Source organism: Paenibacillus terricola, assembly GCF_014779765.1.
GTDB lineage: Bacteria > Bacillota > Bacilli > Paenibacillales > Paenibacillaceae > Paenibacillus_T > Paenibacillus_T terricola.
Genome location: NZ_JACXZA010000005.1, coordinates 415,717 through 435,485 on the forward strand (window position 1 = coordinate 415,717; position 19,769 = coordinate 435,485).

Annotated in this window: 18 protein-coding genes, 1 tRNA gene and 2 pseudogenes; 5 read left to right on the forward strand and 16 right to left on the reverse strand. The window is 52.4% G+C overall.

Features of this window, described 5'->3' with window-relative positions; all coding sequences use genetic code 11:
* Window positions 1–11: 11 nt before the first annotated feature.
* Together H8B09_RS20740 and H8B09_RS20745 are read right to left on the reverse strand one after the other, a co-directional pair.
* The gene (locus H8B09_RS20740; protein WP_191205467.1) at window positions 12–1,406 is read right to left on the reverse strand and encodes an extracellular solute-binding protein; all 1,395 of its coding nucleotides are present in this window, start codon (window positions 1,404–1,406) and stop codon (window positions 12–14) included.
* Window positions 1,407–1,494: 88 nt separating this feature from the next.
* A complete protein-coding gene (locus tag H8B09_RS20745; protein WP_224753819.1) occupies window positions 1,495–2,901 on the reverse strand; it encodes an ABC transporter substrate-binding protein in 1,407 nt (468 codons plus the stop codon).
* A 300-nt stretch (window positions 2,902–3,201) separates the two neighbouring features.
* Here H8B09_RS20745 and H8B09_RS20750 point away from each other — a divergent pair, with 300 nt between their 5' ends.
* Window positions 3,202–3,345, forward strand: a complete 144-nt coding sequence (locus H8B09_RS20750; protein WP_191205469.1) for a hypothetical protein — start codon at window positions 3,202–3,204, stop codon at window positions 3,343–3,345.
* 78 nt (window positions 3,346–3,423) lie between these two features.
* Window positions 3,424–3,717: a transposase gene (locus tag H8B09_RS20755; protein ID WP_397376085.1), complete on the forward strand. Its 294-nt coding sequence runs from the start codon at window positions 3,424–3,426 to the stop codon at window positions 3,715–3,717.
* A gap of 84 nt (window positions 3,718–3,801) precedes the next feature.
* Here H8B09_RS20755 and H8B09_RS20760 read toward each other — a convergent pair whose 3' ends face one another.
* The gene (locus H8B09_RS20760; protein WP_224753820.1) at window positions 3,802–5,685 is read right to left on the reverse strand and encodes an ATP-binding protein; all 1,884 of its coding nucleotides are present in this window, start codon (window positions 5,683–5,685) and stop codon (window positions 3,802–3,804) included.
* A gap of 217 nt (window positions 5,686–5,902) precedes the next feature.
* Here H8B09_RS20760 and mscL point away from each other — a divergent pair, with 217 nt between their 5' ends.
* Both mscL and H8B09_RS20770 read left to right on the forward strand, forming a co-directional pair.
* The gene (mscL, locus tag H8B09_RS20765) at window positions 5,903–6,412 is read left to right on the forward strand and encodes a large conductance mechanosensitive channel protein MscL (protein WP_191205471.1); all 510 of its coding nucleotides are present in this window, start codon (window positions 5,903–5,905) and stop codon (window positions 6,410–6,412) included.
* Between the two features lie 19 nt (window positions 6,413–6,431).
* On the forward strand, window positions 6,432–7,073 hold the full coding sequence (locus H8B09_RS20770; protein ID WP_191205472.1) for an NUDIX hydrolase: 642 nt from the start codon (window positions 6,432–6,434) through the stop codon (window positions 7,071–7,073).
* A gap of 71 nt (window positions 7,074–7,144) precedes the next feature.
* Here H8B09_RS20770 and H8B09_RS20775 read toward each other — a convergent pair whose 3' ends face one another.
* The 8 genes and pseudogenes from H8B09_RS20775 to H8B09_RS31400 all read right to left on the reverse strand — a co-directional run.
* A complete protein-coding gene (locus tag H8B09_RS20775; protein WP_191205473.1) occupies window positions 7,145–7,654 on the reverse strand; it encodes a hypothetical protein in 510 nt (169 codons plus the stop codon).
* A 138-nt stretch (window positions 7,655–7,792) separates the two neighbouring features.
* Window positions 7,793–8,227, reverse strand: coding sequence for a hypothetical protein (locus H8B09_RS20780; RefSeq protein ID WP_191205474.1), 435 nt, complete (start codon window positions 8,225–8,227; stop codon window positions 7,793–7,795).
* A 259-nt stretch (window positions 8,228–8,486) separates the two neighbouring features.
* The gene (locus H8B09_RS20785) at window positions 8,487–9,161 is read right to left on the reverse strand and encodes a FapA family protein (protein ID WP_191205475.1); all 675 of its coding nucleotides are present in this window, start codon (window positions 9,159–9,161) and stop codon (window positions 8,487–8,489) included.
* Between the two features lie 28 nt (window positions 9,162–9,189).
* The gene (locus tag H8B09_RS20790; RefSeq protein WP_191205476.1) at window positions 9,190–9,876 is read right to left on the reverse strand and encodes a hypothetical protein; all 687 of its coding nucleotides are present in this window, start codon (window positions 9,874–9,876) and stop codon (window positions 9,190–9,192) included.
* A 22-nt stretch (window positions 9,877–9,898) separates the two neighbouring features.
* On the reverse strand, window positions 9,899–10,534 hold the full coding sequence (locus H8B09_RS20795) for a DUF4004 family protein (protein ID WP_191205477.1): 636 nt from the start codon (window positions 10,532–10,534) through the stop codon (window positions 9,899–9,901).
* A 288-nt stretch (window positions 10,535–10,822) separates the two neighbouring features.
* Window positions 10,823–10,898: transfer RNA gene (locus tag H8B09_RS20800), tRNA-Thr, on the reverse strand.
* Between the two features lie 131 nt (window positions 10,899–11,029).
* A pseudogene (locus H8B09_RS31315) lies at window positions 11,030–11,251 on the reverse strand (ATP-binding protein); the annotation flags it as partial.
* A 645-nt stretch (window positions 11,252–11,896) separates the two neighbouring features.
* Window positions 11,897–12,091, reverse strand: a pseudogene (locus H8B09_RS31400) (histidine kinase dimerization/phospho-acceptor domain-containing protein); the annotation flags it as partial.
* Window positions 12,092–12,869: 778 nt separating this feature from the next.
* Between H8B09_RS31400 and H8B09_RS20810 the strand changes: the two are divergent.
* Window positions 12,870–13,478 (forward strand): hypothetical protein, encoded by a 609-nt coding sequence (locus H8B09_RS20810; RefSeq protein ID WP_191205479.1) that lies wholly within the window; start codon window positions 12,870–12,872, stop codon window positions 13,476–13,478.
* A 688-nt stretch (window positions 13,479–14,166) separates the two neighbouring features.
* Here the strand turns inward: H8B09_RS20810 and H8B09_RS20815 are convergent.
* The 5 genes from H8B09_RS20815 to H8B09_RS20835 all read right to left on the reverse strand — a co-directional run bounded on the left by H8B09_RS20815 (window position 14,167) and on the right by H8B09_RS20835 (window position 19,735).
* On the reverse strand, window positions 14,167–14,895 hold the full coding sequence (locus H8B09_RS20815; protein ID WP_191205480.1) for an EAL domain-containing protein: 729 nt from the start codon (window positions 14,893–14,895) through the stop codon (window positions 14,167–14,169).
* A gap of 269 nt (window positions 14,896–15,164) precedes the next feature.
* Entirely contained in the window at window positions 15,165–16,178 is a 1,014-nt protein-coding gene (locus tag H8B09_RS20820) for a LacI family DNA-binding transcriptional regulator (RefSeq protein WP_191205481.1), read from the reverse strand.
* Window positions 16,179–16,266: 88 nt separating this feature from the next.
* On the reverse strand, window positions 16,267–17,073 hold the full coding sequence (gene iolB / locus H8B09_RS20825) for a 5-deoxy-glucuronate isomerase (protein ID WP_191205482.1): 807 nt from the start codon (window positions 17,071–17,073) through the stop codon (window positions 16,267–16,269).
* Between the two features lie 70 nt (window positions 17,074–17,143).
* Window positions 17,144–18,154, reverse strand: a complete 1,011-nt coding sequence (gene iolG / locus H8B09_RS20830; RefSeq protein ID WP_191205483.1) for an inositol 2-dehydrogenase — start codon at window positions 18,152–18,154, stop codon at window positions 17,144–17,146.
* Window positions 18,155–18,274: 120 nt separating this feature from the next.
* Window positions 18,275–19,735, reverse strand: coding sequence for a CoA-acylating methylmalonate-semialdehyde dehydrogenase (locus H8B09_RS20835; RefSeq protein WP_191205484.1), 1,461 nt, complete (start codon window positions 19,733–19,735; stop codon window positions 18,275–18,277).
* Window positions 19,736–19,769: the final 34 nt, after the last annotated feature.

Consider the following 19,769-nt stretch of genomic DNA (forward strand, 5'->3'; position numbering starts at 1 on the left):
CTGCCTACGGCTTAGCGCTTAGCTGCCTTCTCCTGCGCCATAGCCCAATCGGCGTTAATGCGATCCAACTCTTCATCGAACTTGGCATTGGCCGTAAACGACTTGCCGGCCTGCCCGTCAACTACATCCAGGGCTAGAATTTGCAGCCTCATAGCCGCATCTCCATAGCCAGGCGCTCCATTCAAACTAAACAAATTACCTTCATTCGTCTTCACGATATATTCGAGCCGGTCTGCCATTGTCGGATCCTTGAAACTGCTTCGCCATGCCTCGCGCACTTTGTCCGACAGCACAAGCGGCATTGTAACATGCTCATTCGCGTACACGATGTTCGCATCTTCGCTCCCCGACATATACTGCGCGAACTCGATCGCCTGGTTGCTATGCTCGCTCTTCTTCGATACCGCAAGCGCCTCTATCGTCCCCGCCCCTTGCTGTTTCATGGCACCTGCAGGGAATGGGGCAATGTCCACATCCGGCATGAGCGTCAACACATCCCGTAGCTGTTGGCTGAAGCCTACCATCATCGGAACCTCACCCTGAGAGAATTGATTCGTGTAACTGCTCGCCCCAGCTTCAACATCTCCGCTGATCTTATCCACGTTCAACGCATCCAGCATAACTGACAGACCCTGTCTAAACTCTGCATTGAGCTCCAGCTTGGTCATCGCCTCATTCAGTGGGTCTCCCCCGTAGGACTGCCCAGCGGGCAGAAGCAGCAGCCCTCCCTGCTCCAACCCTGTCTTGAGTTGCTGCTGCTGCATGATTGTTCGTACTGAACGAATCATATTCTCGTACGTCCAATTCAAGGTCGGCATCGAATCGCCGGTCATCAGCTTCTTGTTATAGAAAATCATCATGGATGAATTCACAATCGGAAACCCATAGATGCCTCCGTCTACCATCAATGAACTCACAAGCGAGTCATAATAAGCATCTCCGCCCATGTCGCTCTGGTAAGAGCTCAAATCTTGCACGAGGCCGTCAGCGATAAAGTCCTGAAGATCTGCACGATTCTCGATCCAATACAGATCCTGAGCCTCGCCCGGCTCCATCAATTGATCCAGCTTCACGGGCTGGGTTCTAGGATGCAGCTTCCATACAACATTGACTTCGGGATGGTTCTTCGTGTAACCTTCGGCCGCTTTCTGCAATACAGGCAATGTAAAGTCATCCTGCGCGAAGTAATGGACTGTCAGCGTAATCGGGTCGAGCTGTTCCGAAGCCTTATCGACCGTATCCGTATCAACCGGCTTCGCGCTGCTGTCCTCGACGAAGCCGTCTTCCCAATCTTCTATCGCCTCTGTGTCTTTCCCGCCATTTGTATCACTTGAACAAGCACTGACAGAGAGTATTACTGCGACAAACATAATAAGACCTAACCGACTTGCTATCTTCTTCAGCATACTTATACAACCTCGTCTTCCCTATCAAAATAAAGCAGCCGCATCCATCGGCTGCATCGATTCATCGAATCTGCTAACCGACATATGTTTATGGCTTGGCCGCTTTATCCTGCTCCAGCTTCCAATCCGCATTAATCTTCTCTATTGCTCGATCAAACTCATCATCAAGCTTTCGAGTTCCGCTAATAAGTCCCTTATCCGGACTGATTAATAGATTGGAGAACTGGACCAGCGCATTCTGGAAGCCTGGGGCCGCTGTCGCTGTATACATATTCCCGCTATCCGTCTGCACGATATATTCAAGCTTCTCGGCTAGCGACGGATCTGTGAAGCTGCTCCTCCATGCTGCACGGACCTGATCGGTCAGTACAAGCGGCAGCGAATAATGATCGTTCACATAGACGATGTTCGCTTCCTCGCTGCCTGATAAGTATTGGACGAGTTCAATCGCTTCTTGTTGATGCGTACTTGCAGTAGAAACGGCAAGTCCATCCGTGTAACCTACGCCTTGCTGCTTGGCTGGTCCTGCAGGGAACGGCGCAATATCAACGTCCGGCATGCGCTGCAGCACATCGTGCAGCTGCCAGCTGTAACCGGCCATCATTGGAACTTTTCCTTCGAAGAAGTCGCTGTTGATTGAACTATCAAACCCGGTACCGTTCTTCCAATCGGCTTCTGCCCTGCCATCAATCCGATCCTCCGTGAGCGCGCGGAGCATAACCGACAACCCTTCGCGATACCTCTCATTCAGTTCGAACTGCGTACGATCTGTGTTAAGCGCTTCTCCTCCGTAAGCCTGTCCGGCTGTCTGCAGCAGAATGCCTGCAAGCACGATGCCTGCACTGTTCTGCTCCTTCATGATCGTCTTCGCCGAGCGAATCATATCCTCGTACGTCCAGCTTAACGATGGTGCCATATCCCCTGACATTAACTTCTTATTGTAGTAGATTACATACGAACTGCTCGCAACCGGCAGCGCATAAGAACGACCATCATAGGTGAATCGGCTTGCCAGCGATTCATAATAGGCATCCCCACCCATCTCGCCCTGATAGGGACTCAAATCTAGAAGCTTGCCGCTCGTTACGAAGTCTTGATAGGTCAACCATGAAGGAATCCAGAAAACATCATGCGGATCACTGGATTGAATCAAATCAGCTACATTCGTCGAACTGGATGCATCAATCAGCTTCCAATCAATTCTGAAGCCAGGATGTTTTGCGATATATCCCTCCGCCGCTTTCTTCATAGTGGCGAGCATATTCTCATTCTCGTAAAAATAATTCACGGTAAGCGTTACCCGCTCCTCGTTATCAACCTTAGCATTGTCATCTGTCTCCGTCTTCGGCTGTACAGTTGCAGGTTCTTTCTCTATAAAGCCATCCTCCCAATCTTCCTCTTCATTCGTACTAGAGCCGGAGCCGCTTGAACAAGCAGTTGCTGCTAACATAACAGCAATCAACATCATGCACATTCGACTAATCTTCCGTTTCAAATTGCACGCTACCTCTACTCTCTTACGATAAATTTTTCGGCGATAACGTTCCCCATATTTCTTTTTTTATGATATTTTTACCACCAGGACCATTAAACTGTCAAATAAATTTAACCTTAAAAAACCTTCACAGGAGCTGAATCGCGAACAAGAGGAAGTCCGAATTACAGTATGAACTGAAGGATTATAACTTTTGTTTTCGGCTTATATTTGACCGCCTTTTGCGGCAAACTGTTGAAGCAGCAGCTTCCGCAGCGTCGATTACGATCGGCAATGCCATCATGGAAGGAGAAGGTTAGCATGTCCGGCAAATTACCATCTGACAAACAAAAAGCAGCACGCAAGCAGCAGTCGCTTGCAGATCGGGGCCAAGTGAGCAAATCAGCCGCGAGTGAGCTTCAATCCGATGCGGACAGCGCAGCCGTTCCTAAACACGGGTTGTGAGCCTTATATGGAAAGTGCTAACGAAACTGGCATCGATAGTGCTGTATTCGGGCGAGTAGCACGAAGGAGGAAATCCGTTTGAGTACTGACAATCAGCATAATAAAATGGAGCCCATCTCCGGCGAGCAGGTTGAAGTCGAAGGCGTGTACCGCAATGAGTGGGGCCGCGAGGAGAAGATGGAACGCGGTCAGATGTTTCCTTCGGATCCGATGCTTGGCAATACGGAATGGGAGCTCGTTGAGCTGGATTTCGACAATCATCATAAAGGCCACACTGACCCGCGGCTTGTCCCGCACGACGATGATGACAACCCGGAAGCGCATATGCAGCATCCGCGGCGCCATCCCGAAGATACACGCTCCGAGAAATAAAGACGCTATAGGCACAAAACAGCCCCGTTCATTCCCCTCTTCAATAGAGTGGAGCAGACGGGGCTGTTCAATTCATGAAATCCGCTATGTACTGCGCTCGCGAGTAGCAACGCCGATTTGAGGCGGCCAAGGCAGTACACGGAGCGCCGTATCCGATGAAGCACGGTGCAGCGTGGACGGCTCAACAGGAGCTGTAGGTTGGGATGTTCTTCCGCTTGGCGGCGCTGAATACGGGAGCAATATAGTGAAGATTGCCCCTTCGCCCATCTCGCTGTGCGCGGTAACGGTACCGTTGTGATTATCGATTATTTTGTACGTTACCATAAGACCGAGACCTGTCCCTTTGTCCTTCGTCGTATAGAAGGGCTGCCCCATCTTAGATAGCTGCTCCTGCGAAATGCCAGGTCCCTGATCGGCAATTTGTACAATAACCGACTCGCCTTCCAGCCTGCAGTGAACCGATATTTTCCCGCCGTCGACCATCGCTTCAATCGCATTCTTGAGAATATTAATAAAGACTTGCTTGATCTGATTCTCTACCCCAAAAATCCACAAAGGCTCCTTGCCAGCATCGACTACGATCTGCGTGTCATGCAGTGCGGCTTGCGCTTCAAGCAGTGTTACCACATCATATAAGACGCGTCTTGTATCCTGATGCGTCAGCTCATACACCTGCGGCTTGGACAACATCAACATCTCGCTAACGATCGACTCGATCCGATTCAGCTCCGACTTCATAATGTCGAAGTAGTTCTTGCCGCTGCCTCGTCCCGACGAGATAAGCTGCAGAAAGCCTTTCAGCGACGTAAGCGGGTTGCGAATCTCGTGCGCTATGCCTGCTGCCAGCTGTCCTGCCACATACAGCTTCTCGGAGTTGATCAGCAATTCCTCATTCTTCTTCCGCTCCGAGATATCCCGGATAATGATCTGGAAGGCCGGACTGTTCGGCATCGATGTCGGCGCCAATACAATCTCTGTGTACAGCCGCTTGCCCGTAACGGTGAACCATTCAAGCTCCACGGGACCGTGCGTCAGTCCAGGCTCCAAGGTGCCGAGAAAGCCCGCCATCTCTCCATGATGCTTCGGATCAAGGAACAAATAAATGGACTTCCCGACCATCTCTTCCGGCGTGGAAGCATTGAACATGACAAGACCCGAACGATTCACATACTCCCAATGGTTGCCGTCCAATACAGCGATCATATCGATGGAATTCTCTACAAGCAGTTTGTAGCGCTGATCAGCAAGCCGAAATCGACGATCCGCTACTCGCGTCATCAAGCTGATCGCAAGAATCGTTAAGGTCGCAGCGCCTAGCACAATCGCCAACACGAGATAAAATTCGTTCAACCGCTCGCTCGTCATCACTTCGCTGTAGTGTATCACTATCCCCTTCATACCAAGCATGTGCATCATCATACATGAGCTCCCCAGTACAATGCTTGCCGGCCAGACCGAGGTTTCCATATTCGTCTCGTGCAGCAGCAATGCAATTAACGTACCAATTAGCATAATAGCAATCGACAAAGCAAACATTACCGGATCAAAGTCAATCGAGAGGAAAGGTGAAGATAGCCTGCTCAAATAATGAAGCAGAAGCGCGCCCGAACTGAGCAGCATGGATGCAGTTATTACACGAATGGAGAAATGCTTAATCCGCTCCGTTCCTATTGCGAGGAATGAGAAATAAGCGAGTCCGGCAGCAACAACTAACGTCAGCAGCATTTGGACATTAATAAAGGCATATTGCTCGGTGGATAATAAAGACAAGAAGTGCATCGCCCACAGGCCGATTCCGATTACGGCTGAGCCGCACAAGAGCCACACATGACGGCGCCTGTTCTGCTCTCGCTTAAGATGGCCGATTAGCGTAAACATGGTGAAGGAAGAAAATACGATAATGACGAACGCCAGTATAAGAAATACAAGAAGCTCCGTTCTGACACTCATCCCTAGGTAATCATTCATAGATCAGCACAAACCTTCTTCTTAAGTCTAGTCGCTTCGTTATAGTTCGACAATTTTCCAGATAATCCTTTTAATTTACCAATTATTTTACATAGTTCAATAGACCTAATTTATTCCTCGAGCTCCTCCTAGCTGCATTATCTAGTCGTCGCTCCTGTTCGATATACCTGATTAGCGGGTATAATAGAACGATAATAGGCAGGAAGGATAAGATAGAATGAAAACCTTATTGAAAGAATTCAAATCGTTCGCCGTTAAAGGCAACGTAATCGATCTTGCAGTCGGTGTCATCATTGGAGGTGCCTTCGGCAAAATCGTCTCCTCGATCGTCAACGATCTCATTATGCCGCCGATCGGATTGCTGCTTGGCGGCATGAGCTTCGTCGATCTGTACATTAATCTGAACGATATTGACAAAAGCGGCACGCTAGCCGACGGCACGTCGGTCGCGAAACTGTCCCTTGCACAAGCTCAACAGCATGGCATTCCGGTCATTGCATACGGGCAGTTCATTAACGTCGTGCTTGATTTCCTTATCGTAGCGGCATCTGTGTTCCTGATGGTCAAGCTGCTCAGCAAGCTGAAGCGTACCGAGGAAGAGAAGCCTGCGGCGCCGACAGAGAAGGAATGCCCGTACTGCTTGTCTTCTGTTCCAATCAAAGCGACTCGTTGCAAACACTGCACTTCGCACCTTGAGCCTGCTGCGGAAGCTGGAGTGACCATCTAGAAGGAGTGAAACGCGAGAGATGAAAGCAGAGCTATTCGATATTTTCGATGAAGCAATGAATCTGATCGGACAGGCTGCACGATCGGAAGCGCATGCGAAGGGCTACTGGCATCAGACGTTTCACTGCTGGCTGACTAGGCGCGAGGGCGATCGGCGTCTCGTGTTGTTCCAGCTTCGCACCGCGAATAAAGATACGAATCCAAGCTGCTATGACATTACGGCAGCCGGCCATCTCGCTGCGGGCGAGACGGTCGCTCAAGCGGTTCGTGAACTTGAAGAGGAGCTAGGCGTCGCTGTGCCATTCGAGCAGCTTGTCCCGCTTCTGCGCTGGCAAGAGGAAGATGAAGGCGTAGCGAACGGCGTCTCTTACATCGACCGGGAGTTCAGCCATGTATTTGGACTCGTATGGGACGAGCCGCTGGCGACAATGCGGCTTCAAGCCGACGAAGTGGCTGGTCTCTATGAAGCGGAGCTGACCGATATGATCGCGCTGTTCGAAGGGCAGATCGAGACGGTTGTTGCCTCCGGTATCGCGCTTCAGCAGAGCGGCAGCGGCAATGTGAACGTTGCCAGTCAGGCAGTCGTTCGCGCATCGCAATTCGTGCCGCGCGATCTATCCTATTACATCCAGGTGCTTCGCGCACTGGAGAAGCTTACTTAATATCGGACTCATACGAAGAAGCCGGAGCACACGATGAAGTGCTCCGGCTTATTTTGCACCATAAACCGCGTCTATTCCTTGTCCGTACGAATCGGCCTGCGCCCGCTCTGCTGACCTGTCGCTTGCTCCCAGTTTCGATACCAGTTGTCGATCAGGCCATGAATGCTGTAAAACACCGTATTGCGCGGCGCTACATCAAAATCATTAATGTCCGGTTCGCCATAAATTCTAGCCGCTGTCATATGAATGCATGCGTGTACCTGGCTCGACTCCATGAACCGCCCCAGCTCATCAAGCGTAGCGAATGACTCCGGCTGATTCACGATACGATTCTCTGCCGCCCAGTTGTAGCAAGGCGCACGCCGGATCGCATCCGGCACCTGCGGCCAAGGCGCAACCCAACGCGGGTCAAGTCCTTGTTGTTCATACCAGCTTAATGCCCGGCGAATGAACTGGCGGTGAAACCGGAGGAAACGATCTCCCCAGCCCACTGGCACGAATGTCCCGTCCACATGATTGGCATGGTGCCACAGCCGGTGCTCCTCCAGCAGCTGCGGAGGAAAATTCGGAATCGTCGGCATGCTTCAATGCCCCCCTTCAACAATAGCCCATACTCTCACGTGCTGTAGCATATGCACCCCCCTATTGTCCCGTGACATCCCTAATCCGTTGCCTAAAAGAAACAGCGGCCTCCTTGTGGGAAGCCGCCGTATATGATGCTAGTATCGACCGCAAGACGATTTTCTACGTTTAATGCAGATGTCGAACGTTACCTTGACTTCATTCCATTTGCCGAATTCGCAGCAGATGCGTACGCAATCGGACTCGCTTGTACAAAAGAAGCCGACAACCTTGCAATCGCAACCGCAATGCCTCAGAATTTCTTGAACAACACGGCTCTCACGCCAACGAATCGCTTTCGCTAGTTCTTCTGCAACCGCTCTGTTTTGCATAAAGTTGAAAATGCAGCTCAGCTCTTTGCCAGCATCTTGAATGCCTTCAACCGCTGGATCATCACCGCCGGAGCGACACCCGCCGCTGCTGCGTCCACAGCCGCACGAGTTGTTGGACGACCAGCTTGTCCGGGCGCCGCGTTTCTGTGCAGCGGAGTAACGGATGCGTTTGAAACTCATCGTAGCCGATTTCAATGTCATTCTTTCTCCTCCTTTTTAAATGCTCACCATATCCTATGCCAAGGCGATAAGAAGGTATGGACAAGAACTAGCCGATAAGCGCGCATTGTTAAACTCGTAATGCAACTAAACAACTTACGGCATCCCGTCATTTGCGGCATAGACGAATGCGTACGCGGACAAGGCAACTTATCGGACGAGTGAGGGGGAATGACTGCGCGCCAAAAAAGGATGAGCAGCATTGTGCCCATCCTTCTCCTGTTTGCTCAAGCTCATCAATCTACATTTGTACTTCAACACCCGTCTTAGCTGAACGTGAAACGTGAAGGGATTTCCGATATTCGACGCGACCGATTTCACAGCCTTTGCCGATATGAACCTGGTTGCCCCGAACGACGTCCGCCTTGGTATACTCCAAATAAATATCATCGCCCTCGATCACAGAGGCCGTCAGCTCCGTCTTCGTCTGCGACTTGATCCAATTCTTGACCGACATCCATGAGCTTCGACGTATTCGGATCTCTCTGCCCCCAATTTCTTTGACGCTGCACGGACCATACAGTCCAATGTCAATCTGTTCAGCATTGATCAACCCATCAACCGTAATAGCGCCTTTGATGGTAAGATGCTCGGCCTCGACATACCCCCGAGCCTCCAAGCTGCCGGTCGCCGCTACTACTCTCCCCCGAACATTGCCGCGAATGACGATCTGCCCAAGCAGCTTCAGTTCTTCGCCGCTCCACTCGCCTTCGACCGTTACATCGCCGGTGGCCTTAAACTTTCGGTCTGCATGAACATGACCTTTGATTCTGCAGTTGCCCATACAACTGAACGTATGGCAATCAATCGGACCAAGCACTTCGCTGTCGCCCATTATCCGAACGGAGTCATAAGAGCCGCCCGCGATCGATCCGTTGCCGACCACCTTGGCGCTTCCTCGATATGCTGCATTCATGCCAGTTCCTCCCCATTATCCTAATAGGCTAGATTTGTACGCGTTCTCTCACAGTAGACGAAGGATCAACCTGCAGCTCCGTCTTGTATTCCACGCGCCCGATCGTGCAGCCAGGTCCAATAATGACGCTGCGGCCGCGCACAACTCCCGCTAAGGTCGCTTCCAGCGTGACGTCGTCTCCTTCAATCAGCTTGCTCTCCAGCTGAGGCACAATCATGGGTACAAAATAACGAAGCGGTCCGATCCACCTTTTGTTCGTTTGTTTGACCCGAATAGACGTACCGCCAATTTCATTCACGCGGCATCGCGCTTGCAGACCAATCTCAATATGGCCCGCATTGAGGAGGCCGCTTACTTCAAATCCGCCGTTTACAATGACATTCTCCGCTTCGCAATCGCCTGAGAGCTTAAGCCATCCATTCAAGCGAATATCGTCTCCCGCCACTGAACCGCGCATCCGTACTTTGCCTTCAATTGCAACTGTATTGGCAGCAATATCGCCTTCGCCGTTCATAATGCCGTTCACATCGAGCCGGTCCGCCTCGATGCCGCCTTTCATTTTGCTAATCCCGTTCACTCTCATTGTCTCGCACTTCACGCCGCCATTGATTGTCGCAAGCCCGTCTACATTCACATTGCGGTACCATCCGCCTGCGGCCCGTCCTGTTCCGTTAATCGTCAGATCGCCGCGATTCGTTTCTTGCTTGCTGTCCATTACCGGCTCCTCCTCATCGCTGTCATTCATATGTGTATAGCTTCGACCTGAACGCCTCAGCCGCTTCATCAATTGATAAACTCGCTGCAATTACAACAGCTTCCTCCGGGTACAGCGGACCGCCCTCCAGCAGCACCATGACTCGCTCTTGCCCGGATGTCTGGAGCACGACAAGTTGGCAAGGCCGCTCTTCCAACTGCGGGATTCGTCCGTTCAGCAGCTGCATGAGGCGAGAACCTTCGTCCTCCGTCATCCCCCCTGGCAGCACGCGATGCAGCCAATCTGCAACGAAGAGATAGAACGCCTGATCGAAGGCCAGCTTGCCATCATCGAGCATCTGAAGGGCATAACGCTCCATAATAGCCGTTGATACGATTCGTCCTTGAATCTCTTCTGCCCGAATTCGAATATCGGATTGCAGGGTAGACAGTTTGCCGACAAGCTCATCGAGCGAGAGATCGTCCTTCATCGAGAGAATATGACCGATCCGTCCAACAATAAGTCCCTTAGGAAAAAAGGTCTCCTGACCCGTAAACGTCGACTTGCGGATGAACCATTCCTCTGGAATGAGTCGTTTTCGCTTCCAACGATACAATTGGCCGTAGGATATCCCCATCTCCTCAAGCAGATCCTTCTTCGAAATAAGTTCCTGTTCCATCCTGCCACTCCTTTCCGATCGGCCAGTGCTCAGCATATTAACTAAAATATCGCGAAACATAATAGTGTAACATAACACTGTTACGTTACTTAGATGCAACAAAGCATCAGCTTTGCAGCCTCGGTCCGATTCGAAAACCATTGATCTGTTCTTATCATACAAGAACCATTTTGCTTATTACAGCGCCCGAAGCATGAACATGCATCCGTCTGTAGACGGAGCGCGCGTAGTTTAATTAAAAATCAAAAAACGCGATTCCATAAGGAATCGCGCTCGAATGTGAATGAATGGTGCTGATGAAGGGATTCGAACCCCCGACCTACGCATTACGAATGCGTTGCTCTACCAGCTGAGCTACATCAGCATGTCCGCCTTTTTAAGAGGCCTAGTCGCATTAGCGACTTTTATAATATACCTCGCGGGCGAACAGAAGTCAACCTATTTCGCGAAAAACTTTCACTCCGTTTGCGGTTCGGGCTCAGACACGGTCTGCAGCGGTAATCGCAAGGTAAAGGTACTGCCTTCTCCCTTGACACTCGTTAGCGATAGCGAGCCGCCGAGCAGACGAGCAAGCTGCAAGCTGATCGATAGGCCAAGACCTGTACCGCCATATTTGCGGTTGACGGCGCCGTCCTCTTGCTGGAACGCTTCGAATATAAGCTGCTGTTTCTCGTCATCGATGCCAATGCCAGTGTCGACGACCGACATCGTCAGCCAGTGTTCTTGGTGCTGCTGTGAGTTTTCTTGCTTCCGCTGCCTTCTGGCCGTATCGTACATGTCCGGCTGGAAGGAATCTTCCTGCCACTCCTGATTGGAGGTACTGGACGCTCGAGCTGCTGCAGACTCTTGCACCGCAGCTGCCTCCTGCTTCGCTGCACCTTCGCCCCGCTTCAGCACGGATAGCGCAGGAGCGACTGCCGCTTCATAGACCGACTTGCGAAGGCGACCTGTTGTCGTCTGGCCGGAACGAACAATAATCCCTTGCGACGACGCGGGACGTCCGCGGTACAGCGCGGACGTCCAATCGCGAATACGGCGCTTCGTGACAGCCGTATCGGTCAACGTCTCCATCGCTACGCGAAGCGTTATGGAGCCCTGATCGGTAAATTTGAAGGCGTTAACGAGCAGGTTGCGCATAATCTGGTTAACCCGAAGGGCGTCCGTATACATCGTGTACGGCACGTCCTCTGCGATTTCCACAATAAATGGCAGCGACTGCTGGTCCGCCATCGGCTGGAACATCGCTTGAAGCATCTGTACCAGATCGAGTGGTGAGATCGGCTCGATGACGATGTCCATTTTGCCCGCTTCGACCTTCGACAGATCTAGGATGTCGTTAATAAGCTGCAGCAGCTCGTTGCCCGCAGCGTTAATGATCTCGCCGTAGCGCACCTCGTCCATCCCATATCGTTCATCGTCATTGTCTCGAATGAGCTGCGACATGAGCAAAATGCTGTTCAGCGGCGTTTTAAGCTCATGCGACATATTGGCAAGAAACTCCGACTTGTATTTGGAGGCGAGCATCAGCTGCCTTGCCTTCTCCTCCAGATCCCGCTTCGCTTCGCGCAATTCCTTCGTCTGCCGACGGAGAATGATGTTCATCCCTCGCAGCTCATCGATCCGCTGCTGTTCTTTGTGGAAATCGCGAATCATGAATACGAAGAACCCGCTGAGCAGCGTGGATAACGGCAGCGTGATCGGCGCCACCTCATGCCAATATTCACTGAACGGAATGGAGCCCATCATCGCAACATCAAGCGCGTTTAATAGGTTGATGAGAATGACGGCAACGGTCGTCTTCCAGACGAAGCGCCAATCCACCGCCTGCAGAAAAGCATTAATCGCCGCCGCGAACACGCCGAGCAGCGCCATGTTCATACATCCCGCCCACGAGGTTTCGTTCAATCCGTACATCAGTCGTCCGACACCGATGCCGGTGCCAATCAATACGAATGTGCTCGGCCGCGTAAAGACGAGAATCGCCATTATGAGCGGAACGAATCGCAGGTCGAACAGTTGGGTCTCCCCGACCCGCAGTCCGAATAGCATCGTCAGCCAGCCTGCCAGAATGAAAACAAATACGGAGATGCTCTTCTTCATTCGGCCTGAGATGCTTGGGAACAAATATTTGTAACCGATGTTGAATAAGTAAGCAATCGTGATGAGTACGCTCAAGTTGATAAAGAATACGCTGGAAAAGGAAACCTCCATCCTATCGCCTCGTTCCTGCAATGGTCTACCTTTACCATTGTACACGATTGGCGTATTCGAATCACCGCCAGGCTATCGCCCGCATACCATATAGCACCAGCCTAATGCACCGGAGGGATTTGCCTTGGAAAAGTCAGAGAAGCAACCGAAGATGGAGAAGCTTGAGAAGATGGAAAAGATCGAGAAGCATCACGACAAACACGAGAAAATGCACGAGAAGCACGAGAAACAGCACGACAAATATGAAAAGCATGAGAAGCACGATCACCATCATCACCAGTACCATCAACCGTATGACGGGCAATATGGTCAGTACGGCAGTCAATACGGCGGTGGTCATGGCAATCAATATGGTAATCAATATGGTAATCAGTACGGTGGTCAATATGGTCAATACGAAGCGTATGACAAGTACGAGAAGCATGATAAATATGAGAAGCAGCACAAACAAGTAGCAATTCATGAGCAGAAGCTAATTTACAAAGCCGACCCTGCCCATGTGAAACATGTACTCGATATCCGCAGCAAAATCAATCCGGTTTGCAGCAACTATTTGAACCGCCATGTGACGGTAGAGACGGTCGATGGGCACAAGTATTCGGGCATTATCGTCCATGTGGATGATCGCTGCCTGTACTTGCAATGTGCATGGTTCGATCCGCGCGGCTTCGTACCTTATAATGCGATTCTGCCGTTGGTGCTGTTTGAGCTGTTGGTTATTGCTTTGATGTAGATTAGCCGAAAAAAAGGCATGCTAGAGCCCTCGTGGGAGAAGCGTATTCGACCGCTCCGAGGGCGGCATCATTCTTCCGATCGCTGTTGTGTCCAGATTGTTCTGATTATATAAGTTCAGAAATGGAGACAATCCGGACACAAAGGCGAACGCTCCGCTTCTCCAGAACGATGCAGCCCTCTCCGCTGAAGGTTTGCAGCGTCCAGTCAGCGGGATGGGAAACTTGGTCGTTCGCGATCTTAGATCCGCTCACGGAATGAAAGGCGGCAACATTAGTTTCTGGCTGAGCGCTTACGTTTTCGATGGCGCATAATTGGGTGGTAGAGCATGCTGCGAGTCATGTTGTCGATCAGGCAAGGTTCACTGGATAACGGTTTTGCGCAGAGCTTAATTAGGTGGTAGGGCATGCTTTTGTGGAATAAGGGTTGTGGGCGTGCCTATTGGTCCTGTTTCGAGGGCAAACCGGCCTGAATTGCAGCAATAACACCTGTCATAACCGTTACGAGTTTGCGAAGCCTGATTTGATCGAAATAGATATTGTGGCATCCATTAGGCGTAGCGCGTGACGACAGCGGGGGCGTGTAGTGAGGGGCGTGTAGTGAGGAGCGACAATCAGGGCTGCAGAGAAATAAAAAAACAACTGGTTGAGCGTTAACTCAACCAGTTGTTTTCCTTGCCCGGATCAAGCTTAGCGCCCGCATGGGAGCAGCGCGGGGCGACCGAGCCAGTAGCCTTGGCCGAGCGTTACGCCGAGGCGTTTGGCGATTTGCCAGTCCTGCTCGGTCTCGACACCCTCGAGGATGAGCAATGCGTCATGCCGGCACAACTCCGCCATCATGTTGACGATGCGCTGCTTCTGATTCGAGTCGGACAAGCCGCTCGCGAAGTAGCGGTCCAGTTTAACGACATCCGGCTTAAGCTCAACAAACTTACGCAGTGACGAGGCACCTTCACCGGTGTCATCCAATGCAATGCGGAAACCGCGCTTCCGCAGCAGATTGGTGCCTTGCTCAAAATTCGATGTGTTCCACAGATGAGCTTCCTCCGTCGATTCGTTCAATTCAACGACAATTCGACGGAAATACCGTACGTAATTCACCTCCAGACCTGCGATAAAGGATGAAAACAACGGATTACCAATAGTCGATGGTAGAAGATTGAGGAATAGCAGCGATTCGTCGTCAGCGGCCCGCTCCTTACCGAAGAAGGATTCGATCGCCGTCTCGAATGAGACCGTGTCCAGCTTGAACAACTCTCCTCGCTGCCTTGCCGTCTGGAACAACCGATCCGGGCCGATACCCGATTCACTTCGAATAAGCGCTTCGTAGCCATAAACCTCGGCGGATTGTCCCTCAACAATCGGTTGGAAATGATGAAACAGTTCATCATAATCGAACGACTTTAATACTCTAGACATGAGTGTGTACGTTCCTTTCTCGTCTATGACCCAATCTCCAAAAGGGACTACACCATCTATTCGACATTAATCGACTAATTCCTACTTTCTTCCTAAAAAATTTATTATTATTTCCTCTTGTTTATGTGTATCGGACTGTTATTGCTATAATCATTGGCCAAATCTCGATTCATCCCCCATCCAAAATTCGACATTTTACACTCCATTCCGCCATTTGCAACTGGGTTTTTGCTACGACAACAAGCCGTCCTCGCAAGAGGACGGCTTGTTTACGCAAGTGGAGCAGGCGGCGATGTAGAGTGCCGAACCGTAAGTCGGGGAGGAAGCACGATACGACTCATGCGATCATCCGGATGCTCCTTGGAGCGGACGAGCAGCCTGACGACAGCCTGCCCCATTCCTTCGATCGGCTGCGCGACTGTCGTAAGAGGCGGATTCGTTACGGATGCTAGTATCGTGTCGTCGAACCCCACTACAGAGCAATCTGTGGGTACGCGCAGCTTCAGTTCCCTTGCAGCCTGCAGCGCGCCTATCGCCAGCAGATCGTTGCAGCAGAACAAGCCGGTCGGACGCTCCTCCGCAGACTCGCGAAGAAGCGCGGCTGCGTGTCGTTTGCCATCTCGAAGCTCGCAGGCAAGCACATGCTTCTCATCGAGCATTACGCCTGCTGCAGCAGCCGTCTCACGGAAGCCGCGCACCCGCTCACGGCTGCTGACGACCGTATCCTCTTCGGCCAGTACGGCCAAGCGGCGATGACCAAGACTAATAAGATGTTCGGCCGCCGCAGTCCCACCGGCATAGTCGTCAATGACAACCGAAGGAATGGTTTCCGAAGGAAAGTCCCGAGCAATAAAAGCAACCGGAATCCCCTTGCCCAGCAGAGGGTTAAGCGCTTCCAGCTCACTTAAGCCCGTACCGACGATGACCCCATCAACGCTCTTCTGCTCAAGAAGCGCCGCATAACGCGCAGTCTTCTCGTCCTTGTTGTCCGTGCTGCAGATGAAGACGCTATAGCCAAGACGCTGTCCCTCGTCCTCCACAGCTCTTGCCATCTCCGAGAAGAAAGGGTTCGAAATATCCGGTACCAGCAGCCCTAGCGTAAAGGTCCGCTTGCCTGTCAACGCGGACGCGATGAGGCTGGGCTTATAGTTCATGTCTTCCATGATGCGCAATATTTCTTCCCGACGATCCTTGCTGATCTTCCCTTTCCCATTCAACACATGGGACACGGTTGCGATCGACACGCCGGCTGCCTTGGCAACGTCGTAGATGGTGGCTTTCATGGGCCTCTTTGCTCCGTTCGCAGATTATCGGTAAATTTAATGTTTTTAATATTTTCATTATGCTAGGAAAATGTTCTTCTTTCAATGATTATCTAGGCATCAGCCAGTCATGGTCAGGATCGTTATGAAACTTCCATGTGCGCTTTGGTCCGGCCATGACATTCAAGTAATAGACCTCGTAGCCCGGCGGTGCCGATACCGGATGATAGCCCTCCGGCACAAGTACGGCTTGCCCATCACGTACGGCGAGCGTCTCGTCCAAGCTTCTGTCGTCCGTATAGACGCGTTGAATCGCAAAGCCCTTCTCCGGCTGAATGTGGTAGTAGTACGTTTCCTCGAGCAGCGACTCCGTCGGCAGCGCGTCACGATCATGCTTATGCGGCGGGTAGCTCGACCAGTGTCCGCCAGGCGTGAACACTTCCACGACTAGAAGACTGTCAGCAGGCTGGCTTTCGGGCAAAATGTTATGCACCAGTCGCGCCATATTGCCGTTGCCGCGATTTTCCACACCAACATTATGCGGGGCGATAAGGCGCGCTGGATGCTCCGCTTGCCCTGGAGCCAAGCAGATGGCCAGCTCCAGATCCGTCAACGCCGTAACGTTGTACGCATCTCCGCTCGGTACATAGACCGAATAGGGCGGAATTTTCTCGAACACGCTCATGCGCGAGCCGATCTCGTTCCACCGTTCCTCGTTCGTCGAGACGTCGGCTTTGCCGCTAAGCAGCACAAGGCAAGCTTCCTGCTCGCCCGTATCGCGCTGCAGCGTTTCTCCTGCTGCAAGGCGAAATACTTCAAACCCAACATATTCCCAGCCGGCCGATTCAGGCGTTACTGCCAGCACGCGTCCATCTTGATCCGGTGCGGCGCTAGCCGGTACGATCAAATTCACCATCGCGTAATTCCTCCCTTATAGTCGAGTTCAACAAGTACGGTCTTAAGCACCGCACTTGTTGAACTGCCTCTTATACTTCGCTCAGCTTGATGGGACGGCCCAGTTCCACCGACAGCTTCGCGGCTAGCGCGATGCGCTCCGCCTGCAGTCCGTCAAAGCCCTCAACTGGCAGCGGCGCTCCCGATTGGATGCTTTCGACGAACATGCGAACCTCATTGACATAAGCCTCGTTATAGCGCTCAAGGAAGAAGTGCAGCGGCTTATCCCGAACGATGCCTTCGTCGTCGCTGACGATGGTCGTGTTCGGGTAGTCGTTGTCAGCGGTTACGCTCCCTTTGGAACCGAACACCTCGACACGCTGGTCATAGCCATAAGCTGCGCGGCGGCTGTTGTCAATAACGCCCAGCGCACCATTCTCGAAGCGCAGCGTTGTAATGGCCGTGTCGACATCGCCGTGCTCCGCGAAGACAGGATCGACCAGCACGGTGCCATGAGCCGACACCTCTGCAACTTCGCTGCCGGACAAGAAACGTGCCATATCAAAGTCGTGAATGGCCATGTCCATGAACAGGCCGCCAGATACTTTGATGTAATCGGGATGCGGTGGATTCGGATCGCGGGAAGTGATTTTGATGATATGCGGTTCACCGACACGGCCCTGCTGCACTAGCTCCTGAACGCGCTTGAAGTTATGGTCGAACCGGCGGTTGAAGCCGATCTGCAGTTTGACGCCCGCTGCGCGCACGCTGTTCAGCGCTTCCTTCGTTCGTTCGATATCCATGCTCACTGGCTTTTCGCAGAAAATATGCTTGCCCGCTGCTGCCGCCTCGATGATGAGCGGTACATGCGTATCCGTCGGCGAGCAGATGAACACAGCGTCAATATCCGGGTTGCCGATGATCGCTCCGCTATCCTTCGCGACATGCGTAATGCCTCGCTCGCTCGCCCAAGCGCGCAGTTCTTCGCCCGCGAACGGGTCGCTGATTGCGATAACTTCCGCCCCTGGCATGCGAAGGAGATTATCTGCGTGAATTTTACCGATACGGCCTGCGCCGATGATGCCGACTCTCACTTTACCCATTGCTGCTTCTCCTCCTGAAGTGCCCCGGCATAGAAGGCAAGGCTGCCTTGCCGGGGCTGTTGATGCTAGCATGCATGCTGTGCTTAGCTTGATGCTGCTGTTATAAGCCTCCGCTTACTACTACCAGCGGGTCGTGATCATTTTCTTGCGCGTATAGAACTCCACGCCATCGGTACCGTTCGCATGAAGGTCGCCGTAGAACGATTTCTTCCAGCCCGAGAACGGGAAGAATGCCATCGGCGCCGGTACGCCGAGGTTAACGCCCAGCATGCCTGCATCGATATTCTCGCGGAAGTGACGAACGCTGCCGCCATCCTTCGTGAACAAGCAAGCGCCATTCGCGAATTCTGATTGATTCGCGATGTCGATCGCCTCGTCGAGCGTTTCCGCGCGCATAATGGATAGTACCGGAGCAAAAATTTCATCTTTCCAAATTTTCATCTCGCACTGAACGTTATCGAACAGTGTAGGGCCAACGAAGTAGCCGTCGCCGCTTGTCGCTGCATCTTTTCTGCCGTCGCGAAGCAGCGTTGCGCCTTCCTTCTCGCCCGACTCGATGTAGCCAAGCGTCCGTTCTTTGTGTGGTCCGCGGATAACCGGTCCCAGGAAGATGCCTTCTTCCATGCCGTTGCCGATCGTGATCGCATCCGCTGCTGCCTGCAGCTTCTCGACGAGTACGTCGCCGATATTGCCGACAGCAACAACGACGGAGCAGGCCATGCAGCGTTCGCCAGCCGAACCGAAGGCTGCGCTGATGATCTGCGTAACCGCAGCATCCAGATCAGCGTCCGGCAGCACGATCGAATGATTCTTCGCACCAGCCAGCGCCTGAACGCGTTTGCCATGCGCCGATGCCGTGCGGTACACGTACTCTGCTACCGGTTGGGAGCCTACAAACGACACCGCAGCGATGCCCGGATGCTCGAGGATGCCATTGACCACGTCGTGCGCGCCATGCACGATGCTCAGCACGCCGCTTGGCAGACCAGCTTCGATGAACAGCTCCGCCAGACGTTGTGCCAGCAGCGGCGTACGTTCGGACGGCTTCAGCACGAAGGTGTTGCCGCATGCGATTGCGAGCGGGTACATCCAACAAGGCACCATCATCGGGAAGTTGAATGGCGTAATGCCGCCAACGACGCCGATTGGGTAGCGATACATGCCGGACTCCAGGTTCGTCGCGATATCCGGCAGCTGTTTGCCCATCATCAGCGTAGGAGCGCCTGCCGCGAACTCGACGCATTCGATGCCGCGCTGCACTTCGCCATAAGCCTCGGCGTAGCTCTTGCCATTCTCCTGCGTGATCAGACGGGCGAGCTCCTCCCAATGATCGACGAGCAGCTGTTGATATTTGAACAGAACGCGCGCACGGCGAGGCACCGCTGTGCGGCTCCAGCTCTTGAACGCTTCTTGCGCAGCGCGGACAGCCTGGTCAACCTCTTCCTTCGTAGAGATCGGAACGTAGGCAAGCACTTCTTCGGTAGCAGGATTATAGACAGGCTCGGTAACGCCGGATGCGGAAGGCACCCACTGTCCGCCGATCAAATTGTTCAACGTTACTGCGGCATTTGTATTAGTCATGGTGGGAATCTCCTCTCGAATGGTCAATATAGGA

What these genes read in the sequence shown, in the direction of transcription:
- H8B09_RS20790 (WP_191205476.1), bottom strand. Translation starts at nt 9,876, where the DNA reads ATGGACAGCAAGCAAGAAACGAATCGCGGCGATCTGACGATTAACGGA.
- H8B09_RS20760 (WP_224753820.1), bottom strand. Translation starts at nt 5,685, where the DNA reads ATGAATGATTACCTAGGGATGAGTGTCAGAACGGAGCTTCTTGTATTT.
- H8B09_RS20770 (WP_191205472.1), top strand. Translation starts at nt 6,432, where the DNA reads ATGAAAGCAGAGCTATTCGATATTTTCGATGAAGCAATGAATCTGATC.
- H8B09_RS20785 (WP_191205475.1), bottom strand. Translation starts at nt 9,161, where the DNA reads ATGAATGCAGCATATCGAGGAAGCGCCAAGGTGGTCGGCAACGGATCG.
- H8B09_RS20780 (WP_191205474.1), bottom strand. Translation starts at nt 8,227, where the DNA reads ATGACATTGAAATCGGCTACGATGAGTTTCAAACGCATCCGTTACTCC.
- mscL (WP_191205471.1), top strand. Translation starts at nt 5,903, where the DNA reads ATGAAAACCTTATTGAAAGAATTCAAATCGTTCGCCGTTAAAGGCAAC.
- H8B09_RS20740 (WP_191205467.1), bottom strand. Translation starts at nt 1,406, where the DNA reads ATGCTGAAGAAGATAGCAAGTCGGTTAGGTCTTATTATGTTTGTCGCA.
- H8B09_RS20815 (WP_191205480.1), bottom strand. Translation starts at nt 14,895, where the DNA reads ATGTCTAGAGTATTAAAGTCGTTCGATTATGATGAACTGTTTCATCAT.
- H8B09_RS20775 (WP_191205473.1), bottom strand. Translation starts at nt 7,654, where the DNA reads ATGCCGACGATTCCGAATTTTCCTCCGCAGCTGCTGGAGGAGCACCGG.
- H8B09_RS20820 (WP_191205481.1), bottom strand. Translation starts at nt 16,178, where the DNA reads ATGAAAGCCACCATCTACGACGTTGCCAAGGCAGCCGGCGTGTCGATC.
- iolB (WP_191205482.1), bottom strand. Translation starts at nt 17,073, where the DNA reads ATGGTGAATTTGATCGTACCGGCTAGCGCCGCACCGGATCAAGATGGA.
- iolG (WP_191205483.1), bottom strand. Translation starts at nt 18,154, where the DNA reads ATGGGTAAAGTGAGAGTCGGCATCATCGGCGCAGGCCGTATCGGTAAA.
- H8B09_RS20750 (WP_191205469.1), top strand. Translation starts at nt 3,202, where the DNA reads ATGTCCGGCAAATTACCATCTGACAAACAAAAAGCAGCACGCAAGCAG.
- H8B09_RS20795 (WP_191205477.1), bottom strand. Translation starts at nt 10,534, where the DNA reads ATGGAACAGGAACTTATTTCGAAGAAGGATCTGCTTGAGGAGATGGGG.
- H8B09_RS20835 (WP_191205484.1), bottom strand. Translation starts at nt 19,735, where the DNA reads ATGACTAATACAAATGCCGCAGTAACGTTGAACAATTTGATCGGCGGA.